This window comes from Pseudomonas sp. Leaf434 (assembly GCF_001425545.1).
GTDB lineage: Bacteria > Pseudomonadota > Gammaproteobacteria > Pseudomonadales > Pseudomonadaceae > Aquipseudomonas > Aquipseudomonas siliginis.
Genome location: NZ_LMQZ01000001.1, coordinates 2,626,548 through 2,642,139 on the forward strand (window position 1 = coordinate 2,626,548; position 15,592 = coordinate 2,642,139).

Sequence of the window (15,592 nt, forward strand, 5' to 3'; positions counted from 1 at the left end):
ACTGAGAAACCGCACCCACAAAAAAGCCGCGCATTCAGCGCGGCTTTTCAATTTGGTGGGCCCACACGGACTCGAACCGTGGACCAAAGGATTATGAGTCCTCTGCTCTAACCAACTGAGCTATAGGCCCTCAGTAGGCCGCGGATTATAGCGACGGTTTCGCGGCTGTGCTATCCGAAAAATCCGATACGGTTATATGCAGAAACGTCGCGGCGAATTCGTCCGGGGGCAGCGGCAGGCTGACGATGTAGCCCTGGATCTGTTCACAACCTTCTGCGGCGAGGAATTGTTGTTGCGCCTGGGTTTCCACGCCTTCGGCAATCACGGTGAATTGCATGCTGCGGCCGAGCGCGATGATGGCGCGCACAATGGCCGCGTCGTGGGGGTCGTCAGGCAGTCCGCGGACGAAGGACTGGTCGATCTTGAGGATGTCCAGCGGCAGGCGTTTGAGATAGCTGAGCGAGGAGTAGCCGGTGCCGAAGTCATCGATCGCCAGTTGCACGCCGAGGTGTTTGAGCTGGTGCAGCACTGCCAGCGCCTCTTCGGCCTGACTCATGATGAAATTCTCGGTAATTTCCAGTTGCAGTAAATCCGGCCTGAGGCGGTTGTCCTTGAGCAGTTGCTCGATGCGCACCAACAGGTTCGGCTGACGCAGCTGCGCGCCAGCGAGGTTTACCGAGAGCGGCCCGAGCGGTTGGTAGATCCGGCTCCACTCGAACATTTGCCGGCAAGCGGTTTCGAGCACCCAGTCACCGATCTGCAGGATCATGCCGTTCTCTTCGGCCAGCGGAATGAAATGCTCGGGCGGCACGTCGCCGAAGGTTGGGTGGCGCCAGCGAATCAGCGCCTCTGCACCGACCAGACTGTGGTCGACCAGGCTGATTTTCGGTTGGTAATAGAGAAACAGCTCATCGCGCTCGATGGCGCGGCGCAGTTCGTGTTCCAACGCTACGCGCTCGCTGGCTTGGGCGGTGAGGTCGCGGGTGTAGCTTTCGACGCGGTTACGCCCCTTGGCTTTGGAGCGGTACATCGCCGCGTCGGCGTTTTTCACCAGTGTGGCGACATCGCAGCCGTCGCGGGGATAAAGGCTGGTGCCGATGCTCGCGCTGATAAAAAACTCGTGTTCGCCGGCCTGGAACGGTGCACCGAAGCAGTTGAGCAGTTTCGTCGCGATGTTGTCGGCGTCGCTGGCTTGCTGCAGGCCCGGTAGCAGAATGATGAACTCGTCGCCGCCCAGCCGCGCGACCGTGTCGATATCGCGCAATTGTTCTTTCAAGCGCACGGCAATGCCCTTGAGCAACAGGTCGCCGACCGGGTGGCCGAGGCTGTCGTTGATGTGTTTGAAACGGTCGAGATCGAGAAACAGCACGGCACCCTGGCCGCCATTTTCCTGCTGGCTGGTCAGGGCCATTTGCAGGCGGCTCTCGAACAAGGTGCGGTTTGGCAAGCCGGTGAGCGGGTCGTGGTGAGCCTGGTAATCAAGCTTGGCCTGGGCATGCTTGAGGCTGGAAATATCGGCGAACACCGCGACGAAGTGGGTGATGAACTTGTCGCGATTGCGCACGGCGCTGATGGTCAGCCAGCTTGGGTACAGCTCGCCGTTCTTGCGCCGGTTGGAAATCTCGCCCTGCCAGTGGCCTTCGTCGGTCAATTGGTGCCACATCGCCGCGTAGAAAGCGCTGTCATGCAGCCCTGACGCCAGCAAGCGTGGCGTGTGGCCCAGCGCTTCACTTTCGCTGTAACCGGTGATTTCGGTGAAAGCGCGATTGACGGCGCTGATGTGTTGTTGAGTATCGGTGATCAACACGCCCTCGGCGGTGCTCTCGAAAACGGTCGCGGCCTGCTGCAGTTTTTCCTGCATGAGATGGCGTTCGGTGATGTCGCGGGCGATGGTCAGCATGCAATCCTCGTCGCCGATCGGCAGCGGGCGACTGGACACTTCGCACAGGCGAATCTGCCCGTCGCTGCGACGGATGTGGCATGTGAAGTCGCGGACAAACCCGTCGCGCTTTAGCAGATCGAGCATCTGTTTGCGTTCGTTGAGGTTGACCCAGATGCCCAGATCCAGCGTTGAACGATCCACCGACATGGCGCTGTTGAAACCAGTGATACGACTAAAACCTTCGTTGACCTCCAACAGCAGGCCGTCGCTCTGGCGCGACAGCAACAGGCCATCCGGCGACGCATGGAAAGCCTTGGCGAACTTCTCTTCAGAGGTTTGCAGTTGCTGTTGGGTTTCCTTGAGCTGGCTGATGTCGCGAACTACCACCACCAGCGCCGGGGTGGTGTCGAGGTCGAAAGGCTCGGCGGAAATCAGCCCGGTGAACAATTGGCCGTTGTTGCGGCGAAAGGGCATTTCCAGATTACGGATGCTGCCGGCCTGCAAACGCTGCAAGAGGCCCGGCCCCACCCCGGGGATGCCCCAGATATTGAGGTTGGTGGCGGTCTGCCCGATCACCTCCTCGGCCCTAAGGCCGATCTGCTCTTCGAAGGCCTCGTTAACCTCCAGCAGGCAGCCGTCGGACAGGCGCGCAATCACCAGAATGTCCGGGCATTGCTCAAACACCGAAGCGAACTTCTGCTCGGACAGGCGCAGCGCCTCTTCGGTGCGTTTGATTTCGCTGATATCGATCATCAACCCGCGCATCACCGGTTCGTGGCCATGCTCGATCAGGCTGACAATGTCGCGCACCCACAGGCAGCGGCCGTCGGCGGTGATCACGCGATAATCGACGATGTGATCGCGGCCCTGGCGCAGCGCTTCCCTGCAATAGTTTTGCGTGCGGGTCAGGTCGGCCGGGTGAATGATGTTGTGCCAGAAACCCGGAATCAGCCAGTGAGACTGTGGATACCCGAGCAGGTCTTCAGCATGGGGCGACACATAGCTGTAGGTGAAGTCGCTCATCCGCGCTTCCCAAGCGATCGCCGACAAGCTCTCCACCAGACCGCGGTAGTGATATTCGCTGCTGCGCAATTCCTGTTCGAGGTCGATGCGCCGGGAGATTTCCGAGCTCAGGCGGCGGTTGATGCGAATCACCACGGCCAGCACCGTCATCAACAACAACAGACCGGGCAGGCCATACATCAGCAGATCTGACCAGAATGTGCGGTGGTCGAGCACATTACCGACCCAATGTTCCTGAATGCTGCTGATTTCCGCCGGTGTCATGTCGGCCAGGACTTTATCGAGAATGCCCACCAACATCTTGTTGTAGCGGGGCACGGCCATCGCCAGTTGATAGCGATACGGGGTTTCGCCGCTGACGTAGAGGCCGTCGAGTTTGAGCTGGCGCAGGCTCCAGACGCTGGAAGCCAGATCGCCGACCACCGCGTCCACTTCATCGGTCGCCAGGGCTTGCAGCGCCGAACTGACATTGGGCATGGCCACCAGATTCAGATCGGGATGGTGAGTGCGCAGCAGTTCGTGGGGAGCGTAGTTTTCCACTACGGCGATTTTCAGACCGTACAGGTCGTCGAGTTTGCGCGGCTGGGCCCCGCCGACATGGGCCAGAATGACGATCGGGAAGTCGAGATACGGCCGGGTAAATGACAGGTAATTCTGGCGTTCCGGCGTGGACATGATTCCCGGCAGCAAATCGATCTTGCTTTTTTTGACCTGCTCCAGCACCACCGTCCAGCTTGCCGGTTCGATGGGCGTCAGCTTGATCGCCAAACGTTGGCGAATCACGTCGATATAGTCAGCGGCGAGACCCTGATAGCGGTTCTGGTCGTCACGAAATTCGAAAGGCGGCCACGACGCGTCGACACCCAGGCGCAAGTCAGGGTGAGCCGCCAGCCAGCTGCGTTCTTCATCGGTGAGAGTCAGCGCGTCAGCCGTGGCGGTGCAGATCATCAATGACAGCAGAAAAAGCACGGGCGCCAGTCTGGGCATAACGCTCTCGTCAGGGCTTGGGATGATTGTTTCGAGTGTAGACGGGGTACGCGACGGGGAGGGCGGAGCGGGGAATTTAATCTGCCATAAAACAAAACCCCCGGCCTGGGCCGGGGGTTCTGGTATCACTCGTCGAGGAAGGAGCGCAGATGCTCGCTTCGCGTCGGGTGGCGCAGCTTGCGCAGCGCCTTGGCTTCGATCTGACGGATCCGCTCACGCGTTACGTCAAACTGTTTGCCCACCTCTTCGAGCGTGTGGTCGGTGTTCATGTCGATACCGAAACGCATGCGTAGTACCTTGGCTTCACGGGCAGTGAGGCCGGACAGCACTTCGCGAGTCGCTTCCTTCAGGCTTTCCACTGTGGCGACATCGATTGGCGACTGCATGGTCGAGTCTTCGATGAAGTCGCCCAGATGGGAGTCTTCGTCATCACCGATCGGGGTTTCCATGGAGATCGGCTCTTTGGCGATCTTCAGTACCTTGCGGATCTTGTCCTCAGGCATTTCCATGCGTTCGCCCAGCTCTTCCGGAGTCGGTTCGCGACCCATTTCCTGCAACATCTGCCGGGAAATACGGTTGAGCTTGTTGATCGTCTCGATCATGTGCACCGGGATACGGATGGTGCGCGCCTGGTCGGCGATCGAGCGAGTGATCGCCTGACGGATCCACCAGGTGGCATAAGTCGAGAACTTGTAACCGCGACGGTATTCGAACTTGTCCACCGCCTTCATCAGGCCGATGTTGCCTTCCTGGATCAGATCGAGGAATTGCAGGCCGCGGTTGGTGTACTTCTTGGCGATCGAGATCACCAGACGCAGGTTGGCTTCAACCATCTCTTTTTTCGCGCGGCGGGCCTTGGCCTCACCGATCGACATGCGACGGTTGATGTCCTTGATTTCTGCGATGGTCAGGCCGGTCTCGGTTTCCAGCGCAATCAGCTTCTGCTGGCAACGGATGATGTCCGGCTGCACGCGACCGATGGCTTCGGCGTACTTGCTCTTGCCTTTGGCCAGGGCGTCGGACCAGCTTTCGTCGACTTCGTTGCCCGGGAACTGACGCAGGAAATCGGCGCGCGGCATACGTGCATCACGTACGCACAGCTGCATGATCGCGCGCTCTTGCTGACGCAGGCGATCCAGGGCACTGCGTACACGCTCGACCAGGGCTTCGAATTGCTTCGGCACCAGTTTGATCGGCATGAACAGCTCGGCCAGGGCCAGCAACTCGGCAACGGCTGCCTTGTTGTGACGACCGTGCTTTTTCAGGGCCTTGCGGGTGATTTCCATCTGGTCGGCGACGGCACCGAAGCGCTGCGCAGCGATGACCGGATCCGGACCGCTTTCGGCTTCTTCTTCATCGTCGGAAGATTCGGCATCATCGTCGTCGGTATCGTCGTCGGCCTTGACGGCTTTCGGGTCAACCGGCGGCGGCACTTCTGCCGCAGGCGGCGCGATGCCGTCGTCCGGGTCGATATAACCGCTCAGGACGTCGGACAGGCGACCACCTTCGGTGGTGACGCGGGTGTACTCGGAGAGAATGTGGTCAACCGTGCCTGGGAAGTGCGCAATCGCGCTCATCACTTCACGAATGCCTTCTTCGATCCGCTTGGCGATTTCGATTTCGCCTTCACGGGTCAGAAGCTCGACCGTACCCATTTCACGCATGTACATGCGCACCGGGTCAGTGGTGCGACCGATATCGGTCTCCACCGCCGCCAACGCAGCGGCTGCTTCTTCCGCAGCGGCCTCGTCGGTATCGGCGTCGGCCAACATAAGGGCGTCCGCATCCGGAGCACTCTCGTGTACGGGGATCCCCATGTCGTTAATCATGCGGATGATGTCTTCCACCTGCTCCGGATCTGAAATATCCTCGGGCAGGTGGTCGTTGACCTCGGCGTAAGTCAGATACTTCTGCTCACGACCCAGTTTGATCAACTCAATAATACGAGACTGCTGTTGCGCTTTTCCGGACATAACACCCTATCCACTGAAGGTCTTGGCGGGCAAAAAACAAGCCGAGGATTATACCTGAGCTATGACCTCACGCGCCAGTTGAGGTCGGGTTTGATGCGGAAACATTGCGACTTAAAAGGTCGCGCAGTTGATTTTTCTCTTCGACGCTCAGTTCGCTTTGCCGCGCTTTCCTGAGTAACTGTTCGAGATTTCGCTCGCGTTGGCGGGCGGACAAGCTAGTAATGGTGTCGAAAAACTGTTGTTCAAGGTTATCTCCGTCAATCAGCCATTCCTTTTCTGCCAGCGCCTTGAGCAAGCGACCCTGTTCAGTACCGTGCCATCGCGCGATCAGCTGAAATGAGTTTAGCTTGGGATTCTTCTGTACGGCTTCGAGCAGCGCCACAAGCAGCTGGGCGTTGGTCTGATTTTCATCGGCAATGTGCCCGGCGTCTTCGACGCGCTTGGCCAGTTGCGGATGATGGAGCAATGTTCGCAGTGCCGTCAGGGTTGGCGATTCAACGCCAATCGGCGTACGCGGGCGCTGCTGTTCGCGATCGCCACCACGCTTGCCGTTCTTGTCCCACGGTTTCTTGTCCCACTTCTTGCCGCCGGCGCCGGGTTTCTTCGGCGTCCATTCCTGCTGCGGCACATACATGTCCTGTGCCTGCGGCTGATGGTAGTCGCTGTAGTCCGGCATGGCGTCATAATCGAAGCCCGGATCGTAGGCGGGCGGTGCTTCCTGCGGCGCATTCTGAACCAATTGGCTGACGGTCTCGCTGCTCAGGCCGGTAATCTCGGTCAGGCGCTGACGCATGAGGATGCGCAGGTTCGCTCCCGGCACCTTGTCGATCAATGGCGCGGCGAGGGTGGCCATGTGCGCCTTGCCCTCAAGTGAGCGCGGGTCGGCTTCTTCGGTCAGTTGCTGGAAAAAATAATCGGCCAGCGGCTGCGCGTGCTGATTGATGCGCGCCTTGAAAGCATCGGTGCCTTCGGCGCGAACCAGGGTGTCCGGGTCTTCGCCTTCGGGCAAAAACAGGAACCGCGCGCGACGACCGTCCTGCAAGCACGGCAGGGTCGCTTCCAGTGCACGCCAGGCTGCGTTACGGCCGGCCTGGTCGCCGTCGAAGCAGAACAATACGTTCGGGACGACGCGGAACAAGCGCTTGAGGTGTTCTTCGCTGGTCGCGGTACCCAGCGTGGCGACGGCATTGCGCAAGCCTTGCTGGGCGAGGGCGATGACGTCCATGTAACCCTCGACGACGATGATTTCGTCGAGGTTGCGATTATTTTTGCGTGCTTCATAAAGGCCGTAGAGTTCCTGGCCTTTATGGAATACCGGTGTTTCCGGTGAGTTCAGGTACTTGGGCTTGTCGTCGCCCAGTACGCGGCCGCCGAAGGCGATGATTCGTCCGCGGGTGTCGCGGATCGGGAACATCACGCGATCGCGGAAGCGATCGTAACGCTTGCCGGTTTCGGCGTTCTCGATCAGCAGGCCGGCTTCGATCATGGCTTTCTGTTGCAGGGTGTCGCTGCTCAGATGCTTGAGCAGGTTGTCCCAGCCCGGCGGCGCAAAACCGAGGCCGAAATCCCGAGCGATCTCGCCCGTCAGCCCGCGCCCCTTGAGGTAATCCACCGCAGCCTTGCGCGACGGATGACTCTTGAGTGCCTGCCGGTAAAAATCAGCGGCGGCGGTCAGCAGCGGGTACAGCGGCGAATCGGTCGGCTGGCGCGGCTTGCGCTCGCGACCGCTTTCTTCGCGGGGGATTTCCATGCCGGCGGCTTTTGCCAGATCTTCGACAGCCTGGGGGAAATCCAGATTGTCGTGATCCATGAGAAAGCCGAGGGCGTTGCCGCCGGCGCCGCAACCGAAGCAGTAATAGAACTGTTTGTCGGGGCTGACGCTGAATGACGGGGTTTTCTCTTTATGGAACGGGCAGCAGGCGGTGTAGTTCTTACCGGCCTTCTTCAATTGCACGCGCGAGCTGACCACGTCGACGATGTCGGTGCGGTTCAGCAGGTCGTCAATGAAGCTCTGGGGAATCAGCCCGGCCATGGCGTTCTCGTCGTCTGCGCTGCAATAAATCCGTTGCGACAGGCCGTCGGACGCGGGCCATTGCTGGAAACGCACAAAAAGTGCGGCTCGACCGGTGTCGTCTGCGGAATCGCTGTCGGGAAGTGTATCTGCCGAAAATCCACTGACGTTAGTACCTATCAGTCTTCGACTATGTGAAAGTGTTGCGCTGAATCCGCTGACGGCCGATTATCGACCTCGGATAGCTCAATAAAGCGGGCACGCATGCAGGTGCCTTGGGCTGATCGTCGTAAGAGGAATCAGTGGGTGTGCTCGTCAGTAGCCTTGAAAGGCTCGTCAGAAAAGACGTGCACCGCTGGCAAAAGAGCCAGGCCTGACGCGGTGAAGCAGATTTGTCTCGGTCGCATCGGCGGCGTCGACGGTGAAGCATCAAGCGTTTTACGCAAATGCCATTAGCCCGGCTGAGGGCCGGGCTTAGGCAAGAAGCTTGCTACGAACGTCTGTGGATTAGTACAGACGAACGGCGCGGCGCTGTTCGCGCTGAACTTTCTTGGCGTGACGCTTAACAGCGGCTGCTGCCTTGCGCTTACGCTCAGAAGTTGGCTTCTCGTAAAATTCGCGGCTACGAACTTCAGCCAGTACACCGGCTTTTTCGCAGGAGCGCTTGAAACGACGCAGAGCTACGTCGAAGGGTTCGTTCTCTTTTACTTTGACGGCTGGCATCCAGAGCTACCTTCATTCATTACCGGGGTCAACATCCTCGCGGCAAAAGAGCACTTGAAGACGTCGGTTTTTAAGGGTTGCGGATGTTAACCCCTCATCGCTCGGAATGCAAAGCCTCTGATCGAAAACCGCTGGTCGGGGCATCACGTGGCGACTATTATGCGCGCCTTCGAATTCAGCCTAAACAAGGCGCAAACCCATGCTAGTACTGGGATTAGAAACCTCCTGCGACGAAACCGGCGTCGCATTGTATGACAGTGAACGCGGTCTGCTGGCCGACGCGCTGTTCAGTCAGATCGACCTGCACCGTGTCTATGGCGGTGTGGTGCCGGAGCTGGCCTCGCGTGACCACGTCAAACGCATGCTGCCCTTGATCCGTCAGGTGTTGGCCGAGGCCGACTGTGTGCCGACCGAGATCGATGCAATCGCCTATACCGCAGGTCCTGGCCTGGTCGGCGCGTTGCTGGTCGGTGCTTCCTGCGCGCAGGCGCTGGCGTTTGCCTGGGGCATTCCGGCTCTCGGTGTGCACCACATGGAAGGCCACTTGCTGGCGCCGATGCTGGAACCGAAACCGCCGGAATTTCCGTTCGTCGCTTTGTTGGTTTCCGGTGGTCATACCCAGTTGGTTCAGGTCGACGGCATTGGCCAATACAGCCTGCTCGGCGAGACGCTCGACGATGCGGCCGGCGAAGCTTTCGACAAAACCGCGAAGATGATGGGCCTCAATTACCCCGGCGGGCCGGAAATCGCCAAGCTGGCCGAGAAGGGCGTCGCAGGACGTTTCACCTTTCCGCGTCCGATGTGTGATCGCCCGGGTCTGGATTTCAGCTTCAGCGGCCTGAAAACCTTCGCCCTCAATACCTGGCAGCAATGCGTCAGCGCCGGGGACGACGGCGAGCAAGCCCGTTGCGACATCGCGCTGGCGTTCCAGCAGGCCGTGGTGGAGACTTTGACCATCAAGTGCAAGCGCGCCCTGAAACAGGCAGGCATGAAGCGGTTGGTGATTGCCGGCGGCGTCAGCGCCAACAAGGCGTTGCGGGTTTCGCTGGAAAAAATGCTCGGCGATATGAAGGGTGATGTGTTCTATGCGCGCCCGGAGTTCTGCACCGACAATGGCGCGATGATCGCATTTGCCGGTTGCCAGCGCCTGAAGGCCGGTCAGCAGGAAAGTCTGGCAATCACCGTGCAGGCACGCTGGCCAATGGAGCAGTTGTCGGCGCTGTAATGAGCGACGCTCATGGACGGCAGTCAGAAATGCCGTTCGCGCCCGGCGAACAGGTCGCGTAGATTGCCGCGATGGCGCCAGACAATCAGCAAGGTCAGCGCGCTCATTGGCAGTAAGGCTTCCGGCTCCTGCCAGGCCAGCAATGGCAGGGTCAGTGGCGTGGCAATCAGCGCCGCCAGCGAGCTGGTGCGGGTCAGGTAGAACGTCAGTAGCCAGGCACATACGGCCAGCAGCGCGGCGGGTGGATACAGGCCGAGCAGCATGCCGGCGGCAGTGGCAACGCCTTTGCCGCCGCGAAAGCGAAAGTACAAAGGGAACAGGTGACCGATCACGGCGCACACGCCAGTCCAGGCCTGATCCTGCAGTGAAAGGCCCGCGCTCGAGGCTATCAGCACCGGCAGCAGGCCTTTGCACAGATCACCGAGCAGGGTCAGGATCGCCAGTTTGCGACCGGCCAGGCGCAGCATGTTGGTGGCGCCGGCATTACCCGAGCCACCCATTCGCGGATCCGGATTTCCGGTCAGGCGGCTGAGCAAAATGGCAAAGGACAGCGAGCCGAGCAGGTAGGCGAGAATCGCCAGTAACCAAAACATGCTAACTATTCCGGGCGAGGACGCCCTGATTCTAACGGCGCATCGCGCCCTTGTCGTGCAGCGGAGAGAAGTGCTTGGACAGAGTGTTTATCGAGGGCCTGGAAGTCGACACCGTGATCGGTGCCTACGACTGGGAGCGCGGCATCCGTCAGTGCCTGCGTCTTGATCTGAGCTTCGCCTGGGACAATCGCCCGGCCGCCGCCGGTGACGACCTGACCCTGGCGCTCGATTACGCCAGTGTTTCCACGCGCATTCAGGCCTTCGCCGAGCAGGCGCAGTTCCAGCTGGTCGAAACCTTCGCCGAGCGTCTGGTTGAAGTGCTGATGACCGAATTCAAGATCACCTGGGTGCGACTGAAACTGACCAAACCGGGCGCCGTTCCAGCGGCCAAGGGTGGTGTGGGTGTGGAGATCGAGCGCGGATGTCGCTGACTCAGGTCTACCTCGGGCTCGGTAGCAATATCGAGCGCGAAACCCATTTGCGCGCCGGTCTCGATGCGCTGGCCACGTTCCTGGTGGATATCCGTTGTTCGGCGGTGTTCGAGAGCCAACCGGTGGGCATCAAGAGCGGGCCGTTCTTCAATTTCGTGGTCTCGGCCTACACCGATCTGCCGTTGATGGAGCTTGACCGCCGCTTGAAATTCATCGAGGCGGACAACGGTCGTTATGCCCCGGATCGCAAAGGTCTGCCGCTGGATATCGACGTGCTGCTGTATGGCGATCTGGTGGGTAATTTCGATGGATTGATGCTGCCGCGTGCTGAAATCCTGAAAAATGCCTTTGTGCTGTGGCCGCTGTCGTTGATTGCGCCGGATCGGGTGCATCCGGGGGTGGGCAAGAGCTTTGCGACGTTGTGGGCCGAGGCGCAAATTGATCAGGTGTTGGCGCCGGTTGCGTTCGAATGGAATGGGCAGCAATTGACTCCGTCGAATCTTTAAAGCAAAAGATCGCAGCCTTCGGCAGCTCCTACAGAGGAATTTGCGTTTCCCTGTAGGAGCTGCCGAAGGCTGCGATCTTTTGATCTTGCTTCAGGCGTTGTCTTTGTAGATCTTCAATGCTTTCAACCGTTCCCGCTTCAGCGCTTCACCCAGTTCCGGCCCCTTGAAGCCCTTTTCCAGCAGCGGCTGCACCGCCACCGCTCGCGCAGCTTTCGCCGCTCCGCGCAAATAATCCGCCTGTGGATAACTGCGCTGCTCCAGGCCCTTGCGGCCACGGGCGTCCATCTCGCACGCGGCGATAAACTCTTCGAATCGCTGCGGCCGGCGATAAATATCGAAACTCTGCAGCAACTCCAGCAGCGTCGAGGCTTTCAGCTCCAGCGCCCGGTGCCCATGGGTGTGGTACTGGCCGGCCAGCAGCGCCAGTTCCTGAAAGTCCTTGGGGACCTTGAAGCGCTCGTTGACCGCTTTGATCAGCTTCAGCCCGGTGTGCTCATGGGCGATATGCCTGGGCCATTCTTCTTCCGGCGTCAGGCCTTTACCAAGGTCATGCAGCAGGCAGGCCCAGCGCACCGTCAGTGGTTGTTTGTGCAGGGCTGATTGCTCCAGCACGCTCAGGGTGTGCAGGCCTGTGTCGATTTCCGGGTGGTGGGTCTCTGGCTGTGGCACGCCGAACAAGGCGTCGACTTCCGGCATTAGCTCTTTGAGTGCGCCACAGTCGCGCAAGACCTGGATGAACACCTGTGGATGATCTTCCATCAGTGCCCGGGAAATCTCCTTCCAGCTACGTTCGGCAGTCAGCGCCTGCAATTCGCCGGACTCACTGAGCTGGCGCATCAAGTCCATGGTCTCATCGGCGACCGTAAAGCCCAATCCTGCGTAGCGTGCAGCAAAACGGGCAACGCGCAGCACTCGCAACGGATCTTCGGCGAACGCCGGGGAAACATGGCGAAGGATTCGTGCTTCGAGATCGCGCTGACCATGGTACGGATCGGTCAGGTTGAGCTGATCGTCCTCGGCCATGGCATTGATCGTCAGGTCGCGGCGAATCAGGTCTTCTTCAAGCGTCACTTCGGGACTTGCGTAAAAGGTGAAGCCGCCGTAACCCCGGCCACTCTTGCGTTCCGTACGGGCGAGGGCATATTCCTCACCGGTTTTGGGGTGCAGAAACACCGGAAAATCGGCGCCGACCGGGCGGTATCCCTTGGCGAGCATTTCCTCCGTGGTGGCGCCCACCACGACCCTGTCGATGTCAGTGACCGGCAACCCCAACAGGCGATCACGTACTGCGCCGCCAACCTTGTAAACCTGCATAAAAAACCTCCGTCAGTCCGACAGGATAACCCTTGCGTCAGACTTTCGGAGGCCAGAACCGGATCAAAGATGAATCACGGCCAGATCGAGCCGGCCGTAATCGCCCTCGCTGTGTTCACTGCGTGGCGGCACGTGATGGGTTTTCATGATCTGGTCGCCTTGCAGGGTTTCCAGATGAATGTCGAAGCCCCAGAGCCGGTGCAGGTGCTTGAGGACTTCTTCGGTGGAGTCGCCCAAGGGTTTGCGGTCGTGCTGCTGATGGCGCAGGGTCAGCGAGCGATCACCGCGCCGGTCGATGCTGTAGATCTGCACGTTCGGCTCACGATTGCCGAGGTTGTACTGCGCGGCCAGGGTTTCACGAATGATCCGGTAGCCGCCTTCGTCATGAATGGCCGGCACCAGCAGGTCGTCTTTCTGGTCGTCATCGAGAATGCTGAACAGCTTCAGATCGCGGATCACCTTGGGCGACAGGTACTGCAGGATGAAGCTCTCATCCTTGAAACTGCTCATGGCGAACTTGATGGTCGACAGCCAGTCGGAACCGGCGATGTCCGGGAACCAGCGGCGATCCTCTTCGGTAGGCTCTTCGCACATGCGCCGAATGTCGCGGTACATGGCGAAACCCAATGCATAGGGGTTGATGCCGCTGTAGTACGGACTGTCGAAACCCGGCTGGAATACCACGCTGGTGTGCGAGGTGAGGAATTCCATCATGAAGCCGTCGGTGACCAGGCCTTCGTCATACAGGTCATTCATCAGCGTGTAATGCCAGAACGTTGCCCAGCCTTCGTTCATGACTTGGGTCTGGCGCTGCGGATAGAAGTACTGGGCGATCTTGCGCACGATGCGCACGATTTCGCGCTGCCAGGGTTCCAGCAGCGGCGCGTGTTTCTCGATGAAATAGAGGATGTTTTCCTGCGGTTCGGCCGGGAAGCGGGCGTTGTCCTTGTCGCTGTATTTGTCCGCGCCTTTGGGAATGGTGCGCCACAGATCATTGATCTGCTTCTGCATGTGCTCTTCGCGATCCTTTTGCCGCCGGCGCTCTTCCTCGGCGGAAATCGGATACGGGCGCTTGTAGCGGTCGACACCGTAATTCATCAGGGCATGGCAGGAGTCGAGCAGATCTTCCACGGCATCGATGCCGTGGCGCTCTTCGCACTGCATGATGTACTGCTTGGCGAACACCAGGTAATCGATGATCGAACTGGCATCGGTCCAGGTACGGAACAGGTAGTTGCCCTTGAAGAAGCTGTTGTGGCCGTAGCAGGCATGGGCCACCACCAGCGCCTGCATGCAGATGGTGTTCTCTTCCATCAGATAGGCGATGCACGGGTCGGAGTTGATTACGATCTCGTAGGCCAGGCCCATCTGTCCGCGACTGTATGATTTCTCGGTACTGAGGAAGTGCTTGCCATAGGACCAGTGGTGATAGCCCAGCGGCATGCCCACTGAGGCATAGGCGTCCATCATCTGCTCGGCGGTGATCACTTCGATCTGGTTGGGGTAGGTGTCCAGAGCATAACGGGCCGCGATCCGGGCGATTTCGCGGTCGTAAGTCTGGATCAGCTCGAATGTCCATTCGGAACCGGTGGAAATGGGTTGGCGTTTCTGCTCTTTGGCGGTCATGTCACTAACCTGCGCTGGAAGAGTTCACGGAAGACCGGATAGATATCTCCGGCCGAGACCAGTTGCTGCTGGGCAAACGTGTCAGAGAAGGCTTCGGCGATGCGTTCGTACTCGTACCACAGGGCCTGATGTTCGCGCGGGGTGATCTCCACGTAAGTGTAGTACTGCACAAACGGCATGATCTGATTGATCAGGATGTCGCGGCAGATCGGCGAATCGTCGTTCCAGTTGTCGCCGTCGGAGGCCTGAGCGGCGTAGATGTTCCACTCGTTGCTCGGATAGCGCTCGGCCATGATTTCCTGCATCAGCTTCAGGGCGCTGGAAACAATGGTGCCGCCGGTCTCACGAGAATAGAAAAACTCCTCCTCGTCCACCTCTCGGGCGCTGGTGTGGTGACGGATGAACACCACGTCGATCTTGTCGTAGTTACGTTTGAGAAACAGGTAAAGCAGGATGAAAAAGCGCTTGGCGATGTCTTTGGTCGCTTGCGTCATCGAACCGGACACGTCCATCAGGCAGAACATCACTGCTTTGGAGCTGGGATTGGGTTGCTTGACCAACAGGTTGTATTTCAAGTCGAAGGTGTCGAGGAACGGCACGCGATGGATGCGTGCGCTGAGTTTCTCGATTTCAGCTTCGAGATCCTGGATATCGCCGAAGTTGTCCGGTTCTTCGCGCTTGAGCCGTGCCAGCTCTTCCTTGGCTTCGCGCAATTTCGCGCGGCTGCTGCCGGACAGGGCGATACGACGCGCATGAGCCGAACGCAACGTGCGAATGATATTGATGCGTGAGGGGTTACCTTCGTTACTGATCCCGGCGCGGACGGTTTTGAACGTGTCGGTGCCGGTCAGGTTGCGTTTGACCAGATTCGGCAGTTCCAGGTCTTCGAACATGAACTCGAGGAACTCTTCCTGCGTGATCTGGAAGACGAACTCGTCCATGCCTTCGCCGGAATTGCCAGCCTTGCCCGGACCGCGCCCACCTCCGCCGCCCGGTGGACGGGCGATATGTTCACCGGCCGTGAACTCTTTGTTGCCGGGATGCACCACGGTCTGTTTGCCGCCGCGTCCGTGATGAAGCACCGGTTCGTCGATGTCGCGACCGGGAATGCTGATCTGTTCACCGTGCTCCATATCGGTGATGGAACGGCGACTGACTGCCTCTTCGACAGCCTTCTTGATGTGGTCACGGTAACGCCGCAGAAAACGCTGACGGTTTACCGTGCTCTTGTTCTTGCCATTGAGGCGTCGGTCGATCACATAGCTCATAAGGCCCCTCCGGGGAGCTTCAAGTTTTGA

The 15,592-nt window shown here is 59.3% G+C and carries 11 protein-coding genes and 1 tRNA gene; 3 read left to right on the forward strand and 9 right to left on the reverse strand.

The features are described from left to right. Positions 1–53 precede the first annotated feature (53 nt). The 5 genes from ASG55_RS11735 to rpsU form a co-directional block, all read right to left on the reverse strand. A tRNA-Ile gene (locus ASG55_RS11735) sits at positions 54–130 on the reverse strand. Positions 131–145: 15 nt separating this feature from the next. Next, positions 146–3,892: a bifunctional diguanylate cyclase/phosphodiesterase gene (locus ASG55_RS11740; protein WP_056786651.1), complete on the reverse strand. Its 3,747-nt coding sequence runs from the start codon at positions 3,890–3,892 to the stop codon at positions 146–148. A 125-nt stretch (positions 3,893–4,017) separates the two neighbouring features. Continuing rightward, a complete protein-coding gene (rpoD, locus tag ASG55_RS11745; RefSeq protein ID WP_024014550.1) occupies positions 4,018–5,865 on the reverse strand; it encodes an RNA polymerase sigma factor RpoD in 1,848 nt (615 codons plus the stop codon). Positions 5,866–5,932: 67 nt separating this feature from the next. Next, on the reverse strand, positions 5,933–7,897 hold the full coding sequence (gene dnaG / locus ASG55_RS11750) for a DNA primase (protein ID WP_056786653.1): 1,965 nt from the start codon (positions 7,895–7,897) through the stop codon (positions 5,933–5,935). A 486-nt stretch (positions 7,898–8,383) separates the two neighbouring features. Further along, positions 8,384–8,599 (reverse strand): 30S ribosomal protein S21, encoded by a 216-nt coding sequence (gene rpsU / locus ASG55_RS11755; RefSeq protein ID WP_002551877.1) that lies wholly within the window; start codon positions 8,597–8,599, stop codon positions 8,384–8,386. Between the two features lie 199 nt (positions 8,600–8,798). On the opposite strand from rpsU, the gene tsaD reads away from it, so the two are divergent. Then, positions 8,799–9,824, forward strand: coding sequence for a tRNA (adenosine(37)-N6)-threonylcarbamoyltransferase complex transferase subunit TsaD (tsaD, locus tag ASG55_RS11760; protein ID WP_039757706.1), 1,026 nt, complete (start codon positions 8,799–8,801; stop codon positions 9,822–9,824). A gap of 23 nt (positions 9,825–9,847) precedes the next feature. Here tsaD and plsY read toward each other — a convergent pair whose 3' ends face one another. After that, on the reverse strand, positions 9,848–10,417 hold the full coding sequence (gene plsY, locus ASG55_RS11765; RefSeq protein WP_056786655.1) for a glycerol-3-phosphate 1-O-acyltransferase PlsY: 570 nt from the start codon (positions 10,415–10,417) through the stop codon (positions 9,848–9,850). A gap of 74 nt (positions 10,418–10,491) precedes the next feature. Here plsY and folB point away from each other — a divergent pair, with 74 nt between their 5' ends. Both folB and folK read left to right on the forward strand, forming a co-directional pair. After that, positions 10,492–10,848 (forward strand): dihydroneopterin aldolase, encoded by a 357-nt coding sequence (gene folB, locus ASG55_RS11770; protein ID WP_056786656.1) that lies wholly within the window; start codon positions 10,492–10,494, stop codon positions 10,846–10,848. Then, positions 10,839–11,354 carry a 2-amino-4-hydroxy-6-hydroxymethyldihydropteridine diphosphokinase gene (gene folK, locus ASG55_RS11775; RefSeq protein WP_041476704.1) on the forward strand — a complete coding sequence of 172 codons (516 nt, stop codon included), beginning with the start codon at positions 10,839–10,841 and terminating at the stop codon, positions 11,352–11,354. Before folB ends, folK begins: the two co-directional genes overlap by 10 nt. Positions 11,355–11,444: 90 nt before the next feature. Here folK and ASG55_RS11780 read toward each other — a convergent pair whose 3' ends face one another. From ASG55_RS11780 to ASG55_RS11790, 3 genes are all read right to left on the reverse strand, one after another. Beyond that, positions 11,445–12,668 carry a multifunctional CCA addition/repair protein gene (locus tag ASG55_RS11780; RefSeq protein WP_056786659.1) on the reverse strand — a complete coding sequence of 408 codons (1,224 nt, stop codon included), beginning with the start codon at positions 12,666–12,668 and terminating at the stop codon, positions 11,445–11,447. Between the two features lie 63 nt (positions 12,669–12,731). Continuing rightward, positions 12,732–14,294 carry a SpoVR family protein gene (locus tag ASG55_RS11785; protein ID WP_024014545.1) on the reverse strand — a complete coding sequence of 521 codons (1,563 nt, stop codon included), beginning with the start codon at positions 14,292–14,294 and terminating at the stop codon, positions 12,732–12,734. After that, the gene (locus ASG55_RS11790) at positions 14,291–15,562 is read right to left on the reverse strand and encodes a YeaH/YhbH family protein (protein ID WP_056786661.1); all 1,272 of its coding nucleotides are present in this window, start codon (positions 15,560–15,562) and stop codon (positions 14,291–14,293) included. Before ASG55_RS11790 ends, ASG55_RS11785 begins: the two co-directional genes overlap by 4 nt. Positions 15,563–15,592 lie beyond the last annotated feature (30 nt).